At 43.1% G+C, this 19962-nt stretch carries 16 protein-coding genes and 2 pseudogenes; 8 read left to right on the plus strand and 10 right to left on the minus strand.

The features are described 5' to 3' along the window. Nucleotides 1–374 precede the first annotated feature (374 nt). The 7 genes from VF06_RS30735 to VF06_RS30765 all read right to left on the minus strand — a co-directional run bounded on the left by VF06_RS30735 (nt 375) and on the right by VF06_RS30765 (nt 10919). Nucleotides 375–1475 (minus strand): AAA family ATPase, encoded by a 1101-nt coding sequence (locus tag VF06_RS30735; protein WP_099069943.1) that lies wholly within the window; start codon nt 1473–1475, stop codon nt 375–377. Nucleotides 1476–1598: 123 nt separating this feature from the next. Beyond that, on the minus strand, nt 1599–3392 hold the full coding sequence (locus VF06_RS30740) for an ATP-binding protein (RefSeq protein WP_099069942.1): 1794 nt from the start codon (nt 3390–3392) through the stop codon (nt 1599–1601). Between the two features lie 90 nt (nt 3393–3482). Further along, complete coding sequence (locus tag VF06_RS30745) at nt 3483–3884, minus strand: hypothetical protein (protein WP_099069941.1); 402 nt, start codon at nt 3882–3884, stop codon at nt 3483–3485. After that, complete coding sequence (locus tag VF06_RS30750) at nt 3877–4368, minus strand: RNA polymerase sigma factor (protein ID WP_099069940.1); 492 nt, start codon at nt 4366–4368, stop codon at nt 3877–3879. Before VF06_RS30750 ends, VF06_RS30745 begins: the two co-directional genes overlap by 8 nt. Nucleotides 4369–4558: 190 nt before the next feature. Next, nucleotides 4559–8143 carry a DUF3854 domain-containing protein gene (locus tag VF06_RS43055; RefSeq protein WP_244918177.1) on the minus strand — a complete coding sequence of 1195 codons (3585 nt, stop codon included), beginning with the start codon at nt 8141–8143 and terminating at the stop codon, nt 4559–4561. Nucleotides 8144–8817: 674 nt separating this feature from the next. After that, nucleotides 8818–10371 (minus strand): helix-turn-helix domain-containing protein, encoded by a 1554-nt coding sequence (locus tag VF06_RS30760; protein WP_257207611.1) that lies wholly within the window; start codon nt 10369–10371, stop codon nt 8818–8820. 299 nt (nt 10372–10670) lie between these two features. After that, complete coding sequence (locus tag VF06_RS30765; protein ID WP_099069938.1) at nt 10671–10919, minus strand: hypothetical protein; 249 nt, start codon at nt 10917–10919, stop codon at nt 10671–10673. A 217-nt stretch (nt 10920–11136) separates the two neighbouring features. On the opposite strand from VF06_RS30765, the gene VF06_RS30770 reads away from it, so the two are divergent. The 7 genes and pseudogenes from VF06_RS30770 to VF06_RS30800 all read left to right on the plus strand — a co-directional run. After that, nucleotides 11137–11838 (plus strand): ParM/StbA family protein, encoded by a 702-nt coding sequence (locus VF06_RS30770; RefSeq protein ID WP_099069937.1) that lies wholly within the window; start codon nt 11137–11139, stop codon nt 11836–11838. 7 nt (nt 11839–11845) lie between these two features. After that, nucleotides 11846–12238: a hypothetical protein gene (locus tag VF06_RS30775; protein WP_180267438.1), complete on the plus strand. Its 393-nt coding sequence runs from the start codon at nt 11846–11848 to the stop codon at nt 12236–12238. Between the two features lie 16 nt (nt 12239–12254). Further along, nucleotides 12255–12791 (plus strand): hypothetical protein, encoded by a 537-nt coding sequence (locus VF06_RS30780; protein WP_099069936.1) that lies wholly within the window; start codon nt 12255–12257, stop codon nt 12789–12791. Beyond that, complete coding sequence (locus VF06_RS30785; RefSeq protein ID WP_099069935.1) at nt 12788–14803, plus strand: type IV secretory system conjugative DNA transfer family protein; 2016 nt, start codon at nt 12788–12790, stop codon at nt 14801–14803. The genes VF06_RS30780 and VF06_RS30785 overlap by 4 nt, the downstream gene beginning before the upstream one ends. Before the next feature lie 337 nt (nt 14804–15140). Continuing rightward, the gene (locus VF06_RS30790) at nt 15141–16031 is read left to right on the plus strand and encodes a DUF4351 domain-containing protein (RefSeq protein WP_099069934.1); all 891 of its coding nucleotides are present in this window, start codon (nt 15141–15143) and stop codon (nt 16029–16031) included. 104 nt (nt 16032–16135) lie between these two features. Next, nucleotides 16136–16429, plus strand: a pseudogene (locus VF06_RS30795) (DUF4351 domain-containing protein); the annotation flags it as partial. Between the two features lie 65 nt (nt 16430–16494). Beyond that, nucleotides 16495–16764: pseudogene (locus tag VF06_RS30800) on the plus strand (DNA/RNA non-specific endonuclease); the annotation flags it as partial. Between the two features lie 174 nt (nt 16765–16938). Here VF06_RS30800 and VF06_RS30805 read toward each other — a convergent pair. The 3 genes from VF06_RS30805 to VF06_RS30815 form a co-directional block, all read right to left on the minus strand. Further along, a complete protein-coding gene (locus VF06_RS30805; protein ID WP_099069932.1) occupies nt 16939–17328 on the minus strand; it encodes a hypothetical protein in 390 nt (129 codons plus the stop codon). A 38-nt stretch (nt 17329–17366) separates the two neighbouring features. Next, nucleotides 17367–17726: a papain fold toxin domain-containing protein gene (locus tag VF06_RS30810; protein WP_099069931.1), complete on the minus strand. Its 360-nt coding sequence runs from the start codon at nt 17724–17726 to the stop codon at nt 17367–17369. Between the two features lie 265 nt (nt 17727–17991). Then, on the minus strand, nt 17992–18591 hold the full coding sequence (locus tag VF06_RS30815) for a hypothetical protein (protein WP_099069930.1): 600 nt from the start codon (nt 18589–18591) through the stop codon (nt 17992–17994). A 150-nt stretch (nt 18592–18741) separates the two neighbouring features. Between VF06_RS30815 and VF06_RS41505 the strand changes: the two genes are divergently transcribed. Then, nucleotides 18742–19959, plus strand: coding sequence for a tyrosine-type recombinase/integrase (locus tag VF06_RS41505; RefSeq protein WP_244918179.1), 1218 nt, complete (start codon nt 18742–18744; stop codon nt 19957–19959). The last annotated feature ends 3 nt before the right edge of the window (nt 19960–19962 follow it).

Consider the following 19962-nt stretch of genomic DNA (forward strand, 5'->3'; position numbering starts at 1 on the left):
AATTTTTAGTCAAGCAAGTTGAATACATCTATTATTTGGGCGATACCGTAAATTGTTCATTCTGAATTTATAATTCAACAGGTTAAAAATCTTCTCAGCAATTGACAATTAAATTTTTCGAGAGTGCCTTCAGGTACAAGCAACGTTTTTAGCTGTTTTTGTTCTCGTAAGACACACGCGAACAAATTATGATTTATTCCACTATCTATTTTCCCTTAACCGAGCAGTATTGGATCTAACGTCTCTTGCGCCCAGAATCCTTTGCGCTAAACCTTGCTTGCTACCAATAGGTCTAACCACGCAACCGGGGGGAATTATGACTGAAAGAACTCTCACGTCAGGACTTTTGGCAACACCTTCGCAGTATAAAATATTTACAGGCACAGCGACCCCCCAAGCAAACGGTAAGTATCGTCCTCACCGATTACGTCACTTACAGCCTCGGAATGGGTGGTAAAAATAAACTGACAAGTGGAACTCAGTTTGGGAAGTTGGCGCACCAATAACTGTGCAGCTGGGGGGTGAAGGTTGAGGTCTATTTCGTCAATCAGCACCACTGAGTAAGCAATCTGTTGTCGCACAAACTCGTAGAGAATGGGAAATACAGACTGTTCTCCTGCTGACATTTCTACAATGTCGTAGGTGCGGTGACTGTCGTTAATTAAAAAGTAGTAGTCTTCTGGTGTGGGCGAATCTACTCCGGGCATTGGTTCTACACCAGCAAAGGAGCGTCCGGGAAAGATTTTGGTGTAAAGGTTCTCCAGTTGCGTTAAGTAATCAACGGGATAGCTATGGGTAAGCTGGGCAAATTTCCAACCGTTTAAGTACTTACGCAGGCGAGCTACACCTACCTCAAAGGATACTCGACCGCTCTGTGACTGGACTGTACCCACTCGCCCAACAACAGCACCATTTTCTTCAGGAAGTGGGTTGGAACCCAGGTTGCGGAACTGGTCAAACCAGAAAATGCCAGGTAGCTTAGAGAACTCGGAACGAACGGATGGGTCTGTATCTAACAATTTTCTAGCATAGTAGCGCCCAGAAAACTGAAAGTATTCTGCATCAGTTCCAGCACGACAGCTTTCACCATCGAGAATTAGTCGGACGCGGTGGCGATCGCCAGGTTCGACAAATGGGCGCTCTGGCTGCGCCTGTGCCCATCTTCTTGCTACTGTACGGGTAGCTTCAATTTCCTCATCTGAAAATAATACTTCTAATTCGATGTGCGGTGAACCCCAACGTTGGTAGCGACCGGGGAGAAACCCCAACCAGTCAAAATCGGTGACTCTTTGAATTTGCCTGGTTGCCAGTGCTAGGGGGAGGGCGATGGCTTGCAGTAGAGTGGTCTTCCCTGTGCCGTTATCGCCCACCACCAAAAATCTATTGCTGACTGAGTTGAGGGTTTGATTTTTGAATGACACTTCAAGGTGGTCAAATCGCTTGAAGTTTTTTATGAGGATAGACTCGATTTTCATTTCTAGAGAATCCCCCGTGTAGGTGGAGCAATTTCAAATTTTAAATTAATGGGTTGTGGTTGGCTCTCCCTGGTATTTATGCCGAGGATTCAAACTAAATGGGGTAAAGGTCGTAAAAATAATTTATTTATCGCTCAATGCTTCACGAGTATAAGCTTGAGCATGTTGTCCCCAATAGCTTCGCAAGTCGCCGTACCTCTCGTCAGGGTCTAAATCCATATTTTCTGCCTTTGCATAAGCCATGAAGAGTATATCAAGTCCTATCTCTGCTTTTTTAGCAATTTCAATTGCTTCTTCAGCAGTGACAGTTGATGAGTCACGACTTGCTAGGTCTTTCAAAGGATCGTAAACTTGTTGAATAAAGGGGTGGCGATGATTAATACGAATAGTAGCCTTTCCATTAAGGTGAGTGATTTCAAATAATTCTTTTCCTGGCCACGCACCATCAACAATAGTAATAGGAAGCTCTTGAACTCTTTGTTTTACCTCCTCAGCTTGTTCTGGATTCTGTTTTGAGTCTATCCCCAAATCTAAAATTAAATCTTCAAGAATTTTTTCTTGTGTTTGTGTATCAATTTTCAAGCCTGCTTTACCAGCAGGAAGGGTTTTTTCGGCTCTTTTAACAGCTTCTTCAGCAAACTGATGTTGTCTGGCTTTATTCCGTTCGGCCGTTTCAGTATCCTTCCAAACTTTTCTAATCTCTTTACGTGCTACATTTATTGGTCGTTCTAGAAATTTTTTCAACTCCTCCCGTAATTTAGTAACAGGCTCGGCTCCTCTTTTTACATGACGCACTTGTAAGTATTCGTCCAAAGTCGCAGGAAAACTTACCTCGATACCAATAAAACGGTCTAGGTCTTGAACTCCATAAGGTAATAATTTTGGAACAATATCGTAGTATATTTCACGATTATTTCTAACAATACTTATCCGTCCCTCATTGTCTGGAATGTATAAACCTCTAAACCGAGGATCTTCTTCCTTAGTCACAGGATGTTTCTCTCTAGCACCCTTACCTTTTACCTGTCGAAACTCTTTTGGGGAAAGTGTGACTTTGACATGTACGTTGTGACCATCAATTTCGATATCTTTCTCATCGAGAATATCTGCTCGAAGGTCTTCTCCAAAGTTCTCTATAACTTTAGGATTTTCAAGTAAAAATAATGGGTCGTGCAGAGTTATATGCTTACCATTTAATTCAATGTAAAAACCATCATTAATAAAGATGCGATAAGCGCGAGCCAGAAACTTAGTAAGCTCCTGAAGACGTTCTTGAATAGCAGAACCATATCTGACACCATCAGTCAGGCGGTCTACCTTAGACCAAACAACCAGGGTTCCCGACTCGAATGGTTCACCTTTTTTAGGATGATTACTACCTTGAGGATATTGCATTAAATTCGAGTAATTTGAGGGGAAACCATCTACAACTTCAGCTTTGATAAGAGTTTGTGAACCTTTAGAAACCTCATCTAAATCAAGGTAAGCATGGTAGTAAACTTCACCACCGAGAGGTTTAGTATAAATGTCGATGCGTCTCGCTTGACTGATAGCAGCTAGTTTCATACCTACACCAAAACGTCCTAAACCGTTGCGTTGGTTATACCGAGTAGAAAATCCTAGCTTAAGCGCACTGGGTAGAATTTCGTAAGAAATCCCGTTGCCATTATCAGCAAATACAATAGATTCAATAGTTTTAGATTGTTTGGCTTTAGATTTTACCTTACTTTGAACAGGAGCAGTTTTTTCGACAGTATGAATCCGAACAACTGTTGCATTTGCTTCGTAAGAATTATCTACCACTTCGCCACTTGCAGTTGCAAGGTCAAAGCCAGAATCGCGCATACTTTCAAGCGTTTTATCGACCTCAATTAAATCAGAGCTAGGAGCAGAAGTTCTTTCTTCAATCTCAAGCATAATTTTCTACTTGTTTATTGTTGAATGTTGCGTTGTTTATATTGAAAAGCGGCATCTATTATTAAAAGGTGAGTGAAGCGAGTAATTATTTCAACTACTTATAAAATTTACCTTTTTTGAAATAGTGAGTCGATTATTTCTAATTCTGTCAAAAGTAGAACGGCAAAAAGGACACTTAATATCTAATCCCTTCGGTGGTGCTGGATGAATTAAGTTATCAGTTTTCCCTAACAATGCATGGTAAGCAGAACATTCAGCCATAAAACACTTTTCTAGTGTCCATTGGATGTCATAATCGAAATAATCTGCTCTTTTGGTATGTGCATGTCTTAAGAGGCGATTACGCAAACAAGTATCTGAACGACCTACATAAATTGGTTCTTTTTCCCTAAATTTGTATAGGCTATAAGTGCCTATGTAATCTACAGGAATAAGCACTCTTACTAGCCAAGGAGAAAGGCGATATAAACGTCTTTGAGGATGTTCAAACATTGATATCAGCCTCCCAACGAGCTTTAGCACGTTTCCGGGCGCGACTAATTTGAACGCGAGCTTGCTCAATTGTCATACCCAATTTCTCAGCAACTTCTTGGGCTTCACTTCCATGTAGAAGCAAATTGAGTATTATTTTGTCTTTATCACTTAAACAAGCTCGTTCTAACCAATCTTCATATTGAAAAACTGTTTCTAAATCCTCAAAACGAAAATCCGCGATTGTTTCAATGTCATGCCCAGAATCATCATCGCACGTCTTTATTTGTGTAAAAGAGCATATTTCATTGCGACGTTGAAGTATTTTCCTGGCATCACTTAACATATTCCTAACTAAGTGACGCGGGTTGCCAGACTTACTCGGATTACTAAGAATACTACTAATCGCTCTATCAGTCCGCTCAGTCCAGTAAGGACTTGAGTAAAAATGCTTACAAGAAAGTTGTTGCAGTTGTTGCACTGCTTGAAAAACATCTTCAGTCATTTAATCTCCTAGCTGTAGCCATTATCGGTTACGGCGTAAATGAACTAAGTCGATATTTGTTTAATTTGTTTGGTTTTTGGTGTAATCGCCAAGTGTCGATTACATCCTCGATCGATTATAAGCGACTAAGTAGTGTCCGCTAATAAACTAAGGGGTGTGTGTAATCAAAATATTTCACGGGAATGGTAAATTAAGCTTCACCGCTTCCCCTGGAGCGATGCTGATGTCTGCTTCCTTGAGAGCGAAGATTTTTTGAGGTGCTATCGCCATCGTTAGGTTGCCAATCCCCACCGACTTCATATTTGGTGGAGGAATTATTGCCCTTGGACAAATCCACCCCCTGTTTTTCGGTAGTATCCACCCCTCCCAATGGGGGTTCCCCTATACCATTATGGGGGGGGGTGGATACGGGGCTGTTTGGCGACGCAACACCATATCTAGCCTGCATTCCAGCCTGATATCGCTGTTGGTCAAGGGCTGCTTGTCTCGCCCGTTCTTCCTTTTGGGCACGTTTACTGGCACGGTGGGCAATTACCGCATGAGCAAAATCCAATTCCTCTTGAGATAGCGAGAAATGTTTAACCTGTTTACCCCGTGGCCCAACTTTACGGTCAACCAGTTTTAATCCCAGTTGTTCTAGCAAAACCCCCAACAGCCATATTGGTTGGCAGTTAGAGGGAACTGTGAAACCCAAAATCGCTTTAACATGAGGCGCACAATATTTGGCGATCTCGGTCATTCTCAATAAGTCGGGGTCATTAGCAGTAATCTCAACACCTGCTACTAAGCGTTTGAGAATATCATGCAGTCCCAAGTTAAACCTAGCCAACCACCGCGCCGAGTAATTGCCCCAGTCCATGCACAATGGGAGATGGAATCGCTCCTGGAGGTCTTTGTCTGCCACAATTCTTGGCGGAGAAGGGTATTGTCTTCCGGTACGTGCATCCAAAATTGTGCCCTCTGGCTCTTTAAGAATTGCTTCTAAATGGGCGATCGCCCTAGACAATCTGCCTGAGTTGTCTTTTTCCACCAGAAGAGGAGTTACGGGCATTCCATAAGCATCCAGTATGCGGAATTTCTCGCATTCAAACACTTCTGACGGTGTGAGGTAGTCTTTGCTAGTACGCTGGCGATATTCGCTCTTGGAGATATCTTTGGCTTTAGCAACAGCTGCGTAATAAGCAGTATCTAAAGCAGCAGCGGCATTTTTAAGACGCTCTTGGGCTAGTTTATCTTCCTCCGCACCCATAGGTATAATTTGATTGCCCATCTCGGTCAGCAGTTCCCGTAAATCAGCCCGCAGATTGTTGATTGATTGATGACGAGAAGCCATGATTTGGCAGTACGCATCTAATGCCCAATCTTTCTCAGCACCACGAGAGCCAGTTTCCCGGTCAATCCGCAGCAGGAAAGCTGTCATTTCATTAGTTTGCAGTAACCGTTCTTTGATTTTGGTGGCGTTGGTGTCAAGGTAGCCAAAGGGCGGTCGCGGTGCTACCCAGACGTGAATTGGTACTTTTGGGCGATAGCGGTACAGTTGTTGGGCGCATTCGGTAGCAGTTTGGGAAACCCCGTGAAAAACGCCAAAAACGGCATCAAAATGATAATTAGGTATATCCACCCCCGTACCAAGGCTAGGAGAGGTTAAAAGGGCATCTAGACCCTTTACAGCGTTAGTTATGTCTTTAATGAAGGCAACATTTTCTTCACTACCGGAGTTTTCGGAGTGAATCGCCCATACTTTTAGGGGTCTGGGGTTGCAAGTTTGGGGTGTAGTGCCATGAGTTGGTATGGGGGATAGGGACTCCCTCTGGGGTTGGGTTCTGTGGTTCGTGGAGTTATGTACTCTGGTTTCTCCCGTTATGGGTGAGACACTTTCCCCTAGACTGCCATCTGAAGTGTATGGGGTTTTTGGTGATGTTGTGCTTTCTTCCCCAACACCCAGCTCTTGCTCATCTGAGTCTTCCACTCGCACCGACATAGAAAGCGACTGTTCAAGTTTCTTAATAAAGCGCTTCGAGTCAGAAACCACCATGATTTTCTGTCCCATCATTAGCGCTGCCGAAATTTGGGCAACTAGGGCAGAAGAATCATCTCCCTCATACCAGTAGATTGGGCGAGCGCCATTTTTCCACTCGTTTTTGATAATAAAAGGCTTTTCGCCCACAGGACGCATTGCTCGGAAGAAATCCACTGTCACGTCGTCCATGTGCGCGTCGGCGATGACGACCAAGGGCGCATTATACACGATGTATTCCAGTACTTCTAAAATTTGTGCCCGATATTCTTTGCAGGTTTTGCTGTGCAGTAGGTGCGTGAGGTACTGGCAAGCTTCATCGATAAACACGCAGCCATAGGTGAGGGCTTGAGTGTTAAGTTTGTGCAAGCTGTCGATGGTGATGCTGAGGGCAGTAGCTTTGGCTAAACCTGTATAACCGAGGTCAGAATACATCTCGGTGTTGAGACGTTCTGCCAGGTTTTTGAGCAAATTAACCCGATGTCCGTTGTTGAGGAACCGCTTGTCAGGATGTGCAACGCGCCACTGTCGCATGAGTTCGGTTTTACCCGTGCCCATGTCACTCCACAAGACAACCAGTCCGGACTGGGGAAGTAGGAAACTCTGGGAGTGGTGGCTATGAGGCTTCGACTCACCTTTGGGAGTGATGGCTATGGGGCTTTCGGGGTTGGAACTCCCCTTTGGGTTTGGGGACTTTGCGACTGTGGGGGAATGGCTCATGAAGGAGAACCCCATATCCTCTTCCCCTACACCCTGGACTGAAAGGGCTTGAGTTAGATACTTGACATTTACTGTAATATGTGGTTTGTATTTGCTGCTTAGTCCCCGGTGTTTCTGGAAGTACGAGCGCTGGTAATCTTGAAGGCTTTTGGCATCATCGACGATCGCACTCAGTAACTCGTCGGCTTTTTCGCCACGGGCAACAACAAAATCATCTACGCCTTTTTCTGGCCCTGGTAGCAATGCTACCTCACAGTGACAACCAACGGCCTCAATTGTCTTGCCAGTACGCACGGTGGCTTGGAAGACTGACCAACGAGTTTTAAGTTTTGTTTCGTGGTCGAAGAGGATGATAAACTTGCGCCCCTTTTGTGCTAAAGGCATTAAATCGGGGTGCAGGCGTTCGTCAAAATCTTTTTTCCCAACCCGTCCGTTCCAGATACCGGGGAGGGCGATCGCCACAAACCCAAGACTTAACAAGCTAGCAGCTTTCTTTTCGCCTTCACACAAAATTATGGGGATTTCTGGGTGTCGCTGCACCCACTCCCAAAATAAGCGCGGATTAAGCCTGTCTTGCAAGCGCAGGGCTAGGGGGGAATGATACCGATTGATATTGTACCGTTGCGCTACTAAATCCCAAATGCAGTCGGGAATATCGAAGTAGGTGACACGGTTGGGCGTTTTGGGTGGCGATTCGTATTTGACGGGCTTGCCCTTTTCTTGGTCAATCCGGGGATTGGTGGGCTTAAAGCGCCCCCATTCCATCGATTGCCAATTATTAAGGGGGTCAAGTCCGCTAATCCATAATCCCCCTTTGAAGGCGTGCTGGTACTGCTTTAAGAAGCCATCTGTGACTCGACCGGCATTTTTACGGGGGATGGCGTTGGAGATGAACAGGTAGGAGAAAACTACTTCTCCTACGATGTGGATGAAATTGCGATCGATCAGCGCGGGGTGGATGGCGCTACCAAGGGCGAGTTCGTGGTACTCGGCAGGAGTTAGGTTATTTGGGTATTGAGAATGGGGATTGTCGTTCATCAGCCCTCACCCCCTGAAGCTGGCACACCGACTAGGTACGGCTATGGAACCCAAGAGAGGTCTTGGTAAAGGGGGGAACGATTCTAGTAATTGGCGAAATGTATATAGCATTGCCAGATAATGCCAGATCCGCAAAAACGGATTTGGCAAACTGATCTTATTGATCTTTTATCCGGGCTGTTCTAAACGCCTAAAACTCTTATGCAGTAAGAATTTTAAAAATGGATTATCGGGGGATGTGGAAGTTTTTATCGGGGGATGTGGAAGTTTTTATCGGGGGATGTGGATGCTTTTGTTCTAAAGCTCAAAGCTATACATAGTAAGCTTTTGAAGCCTATTTTTTGAATTATTTTTTTTAGAACAAGTCGAGAACAGAAAATCAGCCGACCATAGGTGAACATCGGCTGATAGTTGTGAAATCCTAAGTATTAATACTCAAGCTGATATATCCAGCTGCAAGGATTCAAAAAAAAAGGATTGTCGGGGGATGCGGATGCTTTTGTTCTAAAGCTCAAAGCTATACATGGCAAAGCTTTAAAGTCAATTTTTGAGGTGATTTGTTCTAAAACAAGACGAGATATTCTTCTGTTGAAGCCGCTAATTGTCAACAATTTGGTGAAAAATGCTCATTTTTGTCCATATTTGTTCATAATTACGGCAAAAATATTTAATACTCAATCTTGGATATCCATAAGTGTTCGGATTTGGGCGGCTATCTCTGGATTGACTGTGCGCTCACCCCGTTCAATCAGGGAAATGAGCTTTTGGGATACGCCAAGAAAACCAGCTAGTTTAGCCTGTGTCCACCCTTTGGCAATACGCGCTTCTCTGACTTGGCTGCTAGTTACACAGGTGTTTTGTGGCGGTGTAGCCTTGGCTTTAGACCGTAGTGGTTCTTTTTTGGCTTTTGGCTTTGCCTTGGATGCTATAAGTTCAGGTATAGGGGCTGGGGGTTTGATGGTTAACTTGGCAGAGAGCAGTTTCTCCAGGTAGCCTTTGGGCTTTTTATCCTTGCATTCTGGTCTTAGCCATTCCGGGTAGGTTTCTGGGTCAAACACAACCAGCCAGCCCAGTTCGAGCAACAAAATTATGGCATTATCCCAACGCTGCTTTAAGTCATAAGCTTTGCGGAAATCTAACCGGGCTTGATCTATTACCGTTTTTGAGAACGCAGTTTCTAATAGCTCAATGACCCTATACTTTCCATCAAGACGAACCCGACTATCCAATGTTAGATATATAGCCAGCCTTAGCGCAAGTTCATCATGATAGGGGTCAATTTTCAAAACTTGTTGGGCTAAATAGCCAAACTGATATAAAGCTTCCCTTGATTTGGCTCCAGCTCGATTTAAAAAATCTTGAGTCCACAATCCTGGCTGTATTGTGATGTAAACTTCATCAGGATTATCTATCTTTCCTTCCAAATTAAACTGACCGCTAACTTTAATTTGGATATTCCACATTCTCCCTATAGGAACACTACCTATAATTTCTCCTTTTTTGTTTCTTCCTTCCACCCAAACAGTTTTAACTAATAAACAATCAAGTGCAAAAGCTGTGCTAGCAATCTCTAGCAGCTTTTCTGATTTTAGTTTTTTGTGATTTTTATCCCAGCCAAATTCCTGAATGATATCGCTTGCTTTCAGGTTGAATATGCTTTGCCAAGGTTTCTCCTGGTTCATAGTATGAGCGGCGAAAATCAGGTGTAGCTTGGCAGTTGTAAAGCCAAATTTATCAATAATTTGTTGAGCTTCATTCCAGGGAAGCATGGTGATATCGCCTGGATTAGAAATGTAATGCTCAATGTAATTATTAGGGTTCCCTTTGGCTCTATGCTGTAAATAAGCTATTCCCTCAGTATCTTTTTGCCATAAGTCTTTCCGAGTATAAGCTTCCATGCTGGAAAACATTACGGCTGATGAGGGAATAGGAACTATGGTTTTCAGTTGTGGTTGTACAACTGGTACAGCTTCGGAAAGTGCATTGTCCGGTATGCTTTCCAATTCTGTGTTGTTTTTAAATTCCGTTGTAAAGCTCTCTACTATTTTGGCTGCAACTTCTTCAACATAGGCTTCATCTGAGGCACGTTCTGGCTGCTCACTTGTCTCTTTTATTATCTTGATAGCAGCATGGATTGCTATCTTCTTAATGCCATCTGAAAAGTCACTTCTTAACGCTGTCACTAGTTGTTTCTTATCAAGAAGCAAATTAGGGTCTGCTTTCGTCACTAGGTTGCTCAGATTAATTATACCAGAGTTTGTTGAGTCAGGGGCACTCTTGTTTTTTGAGCGTTTATTGTTGGGATTTGTATCCTCTAACATAATGTTAAAAAAGCGAAATTTGTGACAAATTTATATATAAATATCGATATGGCTCTGAAAAAATCAATAACTTATTCAATGAAAATCTACTAAGTTTCAGGTAGATTGATTTGAAATTATTTGGTGGGGCATAAATAGTATGGTAGATGACACCGTTCCATTCATTGGTAACGATGGCAGAGCAAGCGGATTAATGGAAGCAATATTTATTTATCCTCCTTACCTTTATTAGGTGCGGAAGCAGTCTGCTGCTGGGCTTGCTCGTCTTTCAACTCAAAATACTCGCACAGCAAATTTTCTAAACCCTGGCTGTTGTCCACGCCATTTTCTACACAATAAATTTTGAATTTTTTGAGTAAGTCTTGTGGCACAAATCCCCTTACCAAGCCGTAATTAGGATCTTTCTTTTTGTCGGTCACAGTAGCAATGTGCTGATGTCGCAACTCCTGCTCCATTATTTCATACCCTCTTTACTGAAATATTTTGTAGCGATGTCGCAACATCGCTACTTCTGTTATACTACCATCCATAGTCTAAAAACGCCCAAAAACCTTGTGCTGACTCAAAAGCAGCCGAATTTGGGCGACAGAATTGTCTTGTCAAAAATCACCTCAATTCTTGCTTTGGCAATGGATTGAGCGTATTTAACCCCAGTATTTGGAGAAATAAATCATGATTTTGACTCAGCCGAATTTGGCTGAAACACCCCAAACTACCCCAGCAATAGCTGTAGGAGACGATTCTGGGGCAGGGCTAAAAAAGCTTTGCTTAGGCAATGGCACAACCCAAACAAGAGTCCGTACTCCCTCAAAAGTCTTGGAAATCAAGGAAGAATTGCACGATGTCCTCACCTCCAATGAAGGTGGACACTTCTTCTACCACTCAGGCGACAGGCAGGATTTAGTTGGGCGGGAATTCCTCACTGGTACACTCGCAGCCTGGAAAGCCCCAACAACCCACATCAAACTCAGTGACGACCCGGCGCTAAAAGCTGAATATGGCTTGCACACATTACTTGGGGCGTTGGCGACCCTGCCCTACCGTCAAGAGTGGAACCTGCATTTAGTGCTATCTATACATAATGTGAAGATTTTCAAAAATTTGTTAACCGACAAAACCAGTGGCAGTCACACAGTCAGTTTCAACGGCAAAAATACGCCCACTTCACAGGTCAATTTGAACGTGAGTTTGGTTGTACCCGAAGGTGCTGGCTCCTACTCCTACTGTGTTTCCGCTAAACCTGAACCATTAATTGACCGCAGCGCCCATGCCATCGCCGTAGATTTTGGTACATCCACAGTTATCCCCACTGTTTTCGCCCCAGGCGGCAGCATTATCCATCGCCAAAATCAGGAAGCTCAATGCCGAATTTGATGCCGAAATGCAGAAGGTTGATGCCCAAGATAGGGCTGACTTGCTGCGGATTGAGCAAAAGCGGAAGAATGCCCTTACTGAGATTGCCACACAACTACACCAAGACTTGCAAGCGGAACTGTGGCGACATGAAAACAAGATGTCCTCCATCGAAAGTCGCCATCAAGTAAGCGAACAACGTCAAACTATCCAGTCAGGACTAAGGGCGAGAAGGCAGGAATTACTTGCCCGTGCCCGATACGGCTCCAGGGCGTTGAACCCCCACCAAGAGCAACCAGAAACGATACCAGTATCAGTTGCTGCCAGTACTACACCAGCCAGTTCCGTATCAGCCAGTGGCACAGTTCGCGGTTTTGGAAATTGGTGGACGAACTTCTGGGATGGACTAGGAAACCGCTAAAAGGGGAGTCGGTTGGATGTTAGCACGGAAAGAACCAGAAACTTCGACTAACGCCAGCCCCTTTCAATTTAAGGGGTTGGCACAACCACAACAGGTAAAATCCCAACAACCCAACACCCAACCCGTACCAGAAAACAACCGAGAACGGACATTTCGACGAGCAGGTAATCTCTGCGAGATTGTGGCTGGGGCATCCCTTAACTCCGCTGTGATTTTTACTTTCCACCTGCTCCAAGTTCACCCAGTGGGGTTGCTGCTGGCGTTGGGTGTAGCACATTTGTACTTCACCGCGACGGCAGCAGGGGAGAAGGGACGGCAACTCACCAATGTCATGACAGGCTGTAGTGCCTCCCTTGCCCTGCTGTGTTCTTTATCGGAACCTGTAGGTGAATGGTTGGAAGCAAGTACATCTAAATCTGTGGCACAAAGGGAAATCCAACAGATGTATGCACCACCTACCAACAAATCAAATTGGACAACGGGAGTAGGGATTGCAGTAGTTATCGCTGTTTTGGTTATTTACATTACCAGTGGTAGTAGGGGGAGAAGATGAGCTACTTGACCCCCCAACACGAGCAATTAGCTCGTCAGCAGCAGTCCAGTTTCATGCAGTGGTTTGGACAACTGCCTTTTGATAGGAAGATTGCAGCTATTGGGGTTTCTCTCACCATCGGCGTAACCTGTGCAGCTTCTTCGTGGACTCTTGAAGCGAGCGATCGCATTTACTTCTGCATCCGCACTCCCCAACAAGGACTACGGTGTGTTGATAAGAACAATCGCCCTTACCGCATGACCTTATGGCACTGGCAGCAGTGGCAGAAAGATGGAATGCCTACGGTTGTTGTACCCAATGAGGGTATTTTACCCAAGGGTTTGGTCAAAGCTACTAACCCTTACAAACCCCTGTGGGCGATGTGTGCATTCGTTGGGTTTGCCACTGCGGGGTGGATGCTCAGGCACTTGCAAGACACAGAACGCCAGCTAGCCAATTTCCAGACTGTAGCAGAGAAACGGGACTACGCACGGGCTGAACTCAAGGCACAGTCAGAATTACTAGATGATTATCGCGCTGTTGCGGTTAAACAGGTGGAATTGCAGGCTGAGCTAGAACTGGTTGCCAACGACCACACGGTAGACATCCAAAAAGCTGAAATCTTGGGCGAAACCGAAATCAAAATCACCCAGATGTCAGCTAACGACGCGGTGTTTGAAGCAGAAACTGCCGGGATGAGCGAAGAACAGAAGCAGGAGTACATCAACTTTCTACGCTCCTCAAAGACTCCATACCTGCAAGGAAGCCAAACTTTACAGGGAACAGTTGACCCCAGCGACAAAGTAGAAGGTTCGGAGGATAAAGAAGCACGCTTAGAAAGTGAGAATACAGGAGGTGAAATCTCTGAAACAACCCAAAATCAGACTTCTAGTAATGATGCAAGTCCCACCCTGGAGCCGCTTAATCGCATCTTGGGTGCCAAGCGCTCAACCCTAATTGTAGGTGGCACTGGTGCTGGTAAATCGGTGACTGAGAGCTATATGCTCAACAAGTTTAGTAAACGGTTTCCAATAGCTGATGTTTGGGCAATCGCTCAAAAGAATGATAGTTTTTGTGGGCTAGATAAAAAAGGACGGGTACTTTTATTTGACCCTTTAGAACCACAACTGGCGATGGCTGCCATTGACCAAGTTTACAGCATTTACGACCAACGCCGTCGAGTACCAGAACACCGCCGCTATGAATTTGATAATCAACCAGTCAGGTTAATCCTAGCCGATTGGCATTCAATCTACGAAACAGTAAAATTGGAAGCATGGTTTCAACCATACCTCAAGAAAATCAGCACCATTATTACAGTCGGTAGAGAACTAAATGTTTGCCTGATTATCGATACTCAATCGTTTAATTTAGCTGCCTTGGGTATAGGTGACAGCAACATTAGAAAAAACCTTTACATCATTGCCCAAGGCAATTACAACGTTGAAGCAGATGGCACAGTTAACGATAGCTATGGCGTGCTGTACAACCTAATAACTAATGCCAAGATTGTAGAAGATGCAGAAAAGCGTTCCTCATTAAAAGAAAGATTTACCGAGCTAAAATCACAATCCAAGCAACTAGGACAACCGCTAATATTTATCTCAGTTGACCCCATGCAGCTAGATATTCTGCCAGACATCACCAGTTATAAGCCAGGAATTAAACCAGCCATTCAACTTGATACAGTTAGTCCGGAATATCTTGATAATCTACTCAGGCTGGAATTCGATATTGATGTCCCTACGACTAGTATAAATAGTTCGCTTAATCAAACAACCAATCATCGGGTTGATGAAAATGCTAGTGATGCTAATCAAGTAAGCCCAGACATCAAACTAACCGAGATTCAAACCAAACTGGTTGATTATCTCAAGGGGAAAGGTGCAAAGACTCCACGTCAAATTAAACAGAATGCAGGTAGTAAATTCAAGGGCATATCGGAAGCACAAATCCGCGACGAACTCAACCTACTTGTACAAAAAGAGAAAGTCATTTTTACAGGCGAAGATAGTTACAGATTAATCGATTAGGTTGGACTGTTGGTTGGGTTGGATAAATAGCACTTTTTGGGGAATATATGCACTTTTACCCAACACATCCAAAACCAACCTACATACCCAAAAGTATTAATATATCGAGATTACAGTATCCAACACCAATCCAACACTTCACTCTCTTCCCCAACAAAAATCCCACTTATAAGTAGTAGATAATCCAACCCCAAAATATTCGACTGATATCTCCATAATCAAGCAAATTTAAATTACCAGTAATAGCTAAATCAGGTTTAAATAGTTATTTAATTATCATCCGATGTATAATACAATTATTAATCATCATCCATAAATATCCCGAAATTAAATTTTAATGACGCGCTTTATACATGACAAGTTCGCCAAGGACTATCTGGAAGAATTGTTAAAAGATTACGGAGAAGTCAAGGCATCAGAAAAAGTTTCAGGAGAGATTAAAGAAATAGATGTTTTATTCACTCCTAATAAACAGCAAAGCTCTAATTTACAAGTGCTAGGATTGCTAGGAAGATTTGCTGAACATCCTGCAATAATAGAACCCTTCCGCAATCCAGCTTCTACCGATGAAATATGCGACTGTATTCTAAAATTATTAGAAGTAAAGGCTTTATTGCGACGAGAAGCTAAAGCAAATAAAACTAAACTTCAGGACTCAGAAATTCCCAAATTGTGGGTTCTTACACCTACCGTATCTGAAACTAGATTATCTAGCTTTGGCACTGTGCAAAAAGCCGATTGGTTATCAGGAGTACATTTTCTGCCAGATGCCTTGCGGACAGCAATTGTGGCGATACATCAACTACCGCAAACACCGGAGACTTTGTGGTTGAGGCTTTTGGGTAGGGGAAGCGTGCAGTCACAAGCGATTGTCGAGTTGCAAGCGTTACCATTAAATCATCCATACCAGAAAGCAACACTCGAATTAGTTTACAACTTGCGCGAAAATTTGAGAGTAAATCAAGAATTAGAAACAGATGATAGGGAGTTAGTTATGCGACTAGAACCACTTTATCAAAGAGACAGAGAACAAGCCAAGCAAGAGGGAAGGCTTGAAGTTGGACAAGATTTAATACTGCGTCAACTCAATCGCCGTCTTGGTGAAATTGATGCATCATTAATCGAGCGAATTAAAGGATTATCGATTGAACAATTAGAGAATTTAGGAGAAGCATTATTAGACTTTTCTACTGTTGCTGATTTAGAAACTTGGTTCAACCAACAATAAGAATAACTCATCATCAGTAGATTAATTAATTTATAACCAAGTCGGGGATAACCTCTCCGACTTGTTTCAACATAATTTGAGAATATTTAAAACTCTAATTATATGATTACAGGGAGTTAATTGTGCGACTAGAACCACTTTATCAAAGAGACAGAGAACAAGCTATACAGTTCGGAAATCAACAAGGAGAACAACGTCTAGTTCTACGCTTACTCAATCGCCGTATTGGGGAAATTAATGCATCATTAATCGAGCGAGTTCAAGGATTATCTATTGAACAATTAGAAAATCTAGGAGAAGCATTACTAGACTTTTCTACTGTTGCTGATTTAGAAACTTGGTTAAACCTCGGCGGCCACCCATCAACGACTGTAAGTCTTGCAGTAAGGCAAAACTAAGTGGCAGTCTGAAAATACAATCAGAAATGCTGAAGTGAAATAACTTTTTAAAAGTCCAGAAATTTATGCCAAACCGTCGTTTTTGGGGTGTAGCGGCTTTGGTTGCGCTTGTGATTGGGTGTTCGCCAGCGCAATCCCAAGTGCCACCTAACACCGAACTTTCCCCATCAATAAGCGTGCATTTACTCCTGGGAAATCCCAGCAGCGCAACTCCAACAAAGCTTACGCCTGATAATTACCTTATGGTCAAAAATCAGTATGCACTCTCTTACAACCGAAGCCAAGGAACTGCCAATTGGGCAAGCTGGCAGCTTAACTCCTCATGGCTAGGAAACAACAATTTCTGAATTGGTGCTAGTCATAGAAAAGCGATTACTTGTCGAATTTCGTACTTCCATTGCGGTGTGGTAGCACTCCGGAGCAGGCAGGGTTAGCGCAATGGCAAGCAGCGGTACAAGTGTTCATGTTACTTATGTTAACTAAATCACTTGACAGAAAGTAAGTTAAGACTAACCGTGAGTAATAATTTCAACATTTTCTTTTTTACTTTCTTGTCTTGCCATTTGATCAAAATCATCTCCATCTAAACTCTTGTCCCGTTTTTTAAACTCAGAGAGCAGTTGAAAGAACTTCTCAAACCCTGCTTTCTCGTCGTGACAGTAAAGCATAATTATCTTAGCCCAAGAATTTGAGGTATGCAGTTTATATTTTCTTTCTACAAAATTATGAAACTCCTCATAAAATTCAGCTTCTGATTGAGTTAATTCAATACTCAATTCTCTTCTGGCAGTTTTATAACCAACTAAAAACATAAATAAATCACTTATAGAAGCCGTACCGATATACATCCCAGGTCTCGCTTTAATTTTATCTAAAATCTCAAACAATCCGCCGCTCATATTTATCTCCTATTTGTTTATGAAAAAGCCTGAATTTATTAAAAATCAAACTCTTTAATTTCAAATTGTTCGCTTGGACAGTGGAAATCTTTTATCCAATCCTCTCTAAACATTCCCTCAAATGAGAGATTATCAAAGACTTTGCCTCTAACGAACACACCGTAATGCTTACCATTAATTGTAATCGAATCATCTATTCCCTGACGCAGTAGTCTGTCACTGAGAATATAATCTTCATCCCGGTATCTAGTTTTCAGTCTGAGAATCTTTCCCTGAATGCCATTTTCAACCAACCATTGCATTACAGCATTAGCGCACTCGTAACATTCAAGAATGTCAAAACTTGCAACTATCTTACCGACTTCTTGATAAATCTCCTCATCAGATAACTGATACACCCATGCACCCCAATATCAAATAAATACATCCATTAATTAATAATGCATAATTTCTTAACTAGAAAATCGAAAATTAATACAATTAAATAATCCGAAAAATTACACATTATTCATAACCAAAATCAACATAAATACTAATATCTATGTCAAACATACATCCCTTTATTTGCATCCTGTTTGGAGATGAGTTTACAAAGATAAGAAAGGGAATTATGGTGTAGTCTTCTTCTCCCACTTTATTAAGATAAAGTTGTTCAAAGAGCGTTTAACTTACCGGATGATATAATCCCGTATTTTCGTTAAATTCCCACCCCATACCCGATTTATCCTTGCCCTTGCACCATGCCACAAAAAGCGGTGGGTGCAGCTTAATTCGCTGTTCGCGTACAGTTTCTATCGCTAAACCAAGTCTTGAAGCTAAACCTTCTTCCGTCAACGGTTGGATTCGGGGAGTATGCCCTTTGAAGGATGAATTATTGTACGATTTATTGCCCCGCCTCGGTTGGTTATTGAGATGATTTTGAATTTTAATAATCGCCTCGGCAAACTGTGTCATTCGGGCTGTCATCCCCTCAATTTTTTGTTCTAAATCGGCGAGATTATGGATTGAGGGTGTTTCTTTGCTATTAGATTCGCCTGACAACTGTGACTCTAGGTTATCAAGTCGTGAGCAAATAGCTAATATCGTTTGATTCATAGAGTTGGCGCTTCTACTGTTACTGTCCAACGCCAGTATTAATTCATCCAAAGAGTGAAGCAACTCGCTTGTTCGTCCTTGTCGGTGCAGCCGGGATAACTCCCTAACTGCTGGAATCAGGGGAGTGGGTACGCGGATCATCTCGCTGGGTTTGTTCTCATCAGACATAGTGATATCACAATTGATAGCAAAAGCTATCGATATCAAGTAGATAGCAATGCTATCAACATATCAGGAATTGGTGATTCAAGCACAAACTCGTTCAGGAATCGCCCGCCGTGTTTTGGGCTTTCACCCCGTTCGGGAGCTTGCTACGTTGTGCAGGCTCTTGGAATTATTGACGCAGAGCGCGAGCAGTATATTCACGGCGCTGTCGTAGAATATAAAAGCTTCCTGAAACAGCACTTCCAGGAAGCTATATTTTTATGGTCGCGTAACCCTAAAGACCAGATGGATGTTACTAATATTGAGATTGGCTCTGTAGAAATTCTGCCTGCTACTCCCCAACCAAGTGTAATTAAAAACACTAATGCTCAAGTAACTCCAGAATTGGTAGAGGAGGTAATTCGGCAATATTATTACCGCACGCCTGCGGTGGGTAATGATGAGGAGTTAATTTTGGCTTGGGCTGGAAGCCAAAACCGCGAACAAACTAAACGAAAATACTACCGATTTGGTCAAAAATTGCTTGATTGGGTACGGAATCAAGGTATACCTGATTTAAGATTGCTACAGCAACCATTGTTACTAGAATTTATTGCTTCCTGGGGTGAGGTTTCCCCTTATACTAAAAGTAACCGAGTGCTGATATTGCGATCGCTCTGGAGTTATGGGAGTGGGGAGAGTATTGGCTATTTTTTGCGGAATATTGGAAGTAGTATAAATTACGACAATTTCAGTAATTTACCGAAGGCAGAGCGATATCTAGAAGATTTCGAGATGAAGAAGCTAGCTGATGCAGCCAAGCAGTTGGGGGGTAAGTATTGGCTAGTTTTTAGTTTGATTTTTTACAGTGGGATGCGGGTTGGTGAAGTGGGTCGCGTGACGGTTCCGGGTGATGAACCGGGCCAACCCAAGGAAGATTATCCGGGGTTATATTGGCATAATTTCCAGTGGTATCCCGACCCGACACCAGAGGATAGAAACCGGGGATACTATACGATTAAGTTCCGAGGCAAAGGTGGCAAGTACCGCGAGATTGGCTTAGACCATCAGACTTCGCTCGTTTTCAAAAAGTACCGGGGGATGGCTAGTGATAAGATGCCCGTGTTTGCGAATATGTCACCTGACCCAGCAAAAAAGGGGTTGCCGTTGAGCGATCGGGCAATAAAAAGGTTGATTCAGGATATCTCCGAGGTGGCAAAGGTGAAGTTTTCATGTCACTGGTTACGCCATTCTCACGCGACAAGAGCAGTCGAGCATAAAAATGTTTTTGAGGTGCAAAACCAGTTGGGGCACAGTAAAACCGATACAACAAAGGCTTATGTCCGCACGAAGAAAGACGCGGGCACGGGTACAGTGCTGCCGAGGTTTTGATTG

The sequence above is a fragment of the Nostoc linckia z4 genome (assembly GCF_002608075.1).
Classification (GTDB): Bacteria; Cyanobacteriota; Cyanobacteriia; order Cyanobacteriales; family Nostocaceae; genus Nostoc; species Nostoc linckia.

Excerpts from the sequence above, each read along its gene's own strand:
- VF06_RS30735 (WP_099069943.1), bottom strand. The coding sequence starts at position 1,475 with ATGAAAATCGAGTCTATCCTCATAAAAAACTTCAAGCGATTTGACCAC.
- VF06_RS30740 (WP_099069942.1), bottom strand. The coding sequence starts at position 3,392 with ATGCTTGAGATTGAAGAAAGAACTTCTGCTCCTAGCTCTGATTTAATT.
- VF06_RS30745 (WP_099069941.1), bottom strand. The coding sequence starts at position 3,884 with ATGTTTGAACATCCTCAAAGACGTTTATATCGCCTTTCTCCTTGGCTA.
- VF06_RS30750 (WP_099069940.1), bottom strand. The coding sequence starts at position 4,368 with ATGACTGAAGATGTTTTTCAAGCAGTGCAACAACTGCAACAACTTTCT.
- VF06_RS43055 (WP_244918177.1), bottom strand. The coding sequence starts at position 8,143 with ATGAACGACAATCCCCATTCTCAATACCCAAATAACCTAACTCCTGCC.
- VF06_RS30765 (WP_099069938.1), bottom strand. The coding sequence starts at position 10,919 with ATGGAGCAGGAGTTGCGACATCAGCACATTGCTACTGTGACCGACAAA.
- VF06_RS30770 (WP_099069937.1), top strand. The coding sequence starts at position 11,137 with ATGATTTTGACTCAGCCGAATTTGGCTGAAACACCCCAAACTACCCCA.
- VF06_RS30775 (WP_180267438.1), top strand. The coding sequence starts at position 11,846 with ATGCAGAAGGTTGATGCCCAAGATAGGGCTGACTTGCTGCGGATTGAG.
- VF06_RS30780 (WP_099069936.1), top strand. The coding sequence starts at position 12,255 with ATGTTAGCACGGAAAGAACCAGAAACTTCGACTAACGCCAGCCCCTTT.
- VF06_RS30785 (WP_099069935.1), top strand. The coding sequence starts at position 12,788 with ATGAGCTACTTGACCCCCCAACACGAGCAATTAGCTCGTCAGCAGCAG.
- VF06_RS30790 (WP_099069934.1), top strand. The coding sequence starts at position 15,141 with ATGACGCGCTTTATACATGACAAGTTCGCCAAGGACTATCTGGAAGAA.
- VF06_RS30805 (WP_099069932.1), bottom strand. The coding sequence starts at position 17,328 with ATGAGCGGCGGATTGTTTGAGATTTTAGATAAAATTAAAGCGAGACCT.
- VF06_RS30815 (WP_099069930.1), bottom strand. The coding sequence starts at position 18,591 with ATGTCTGATGAGAACAAACCCAGCGAGATGATCCGCGTACCCACTCCC.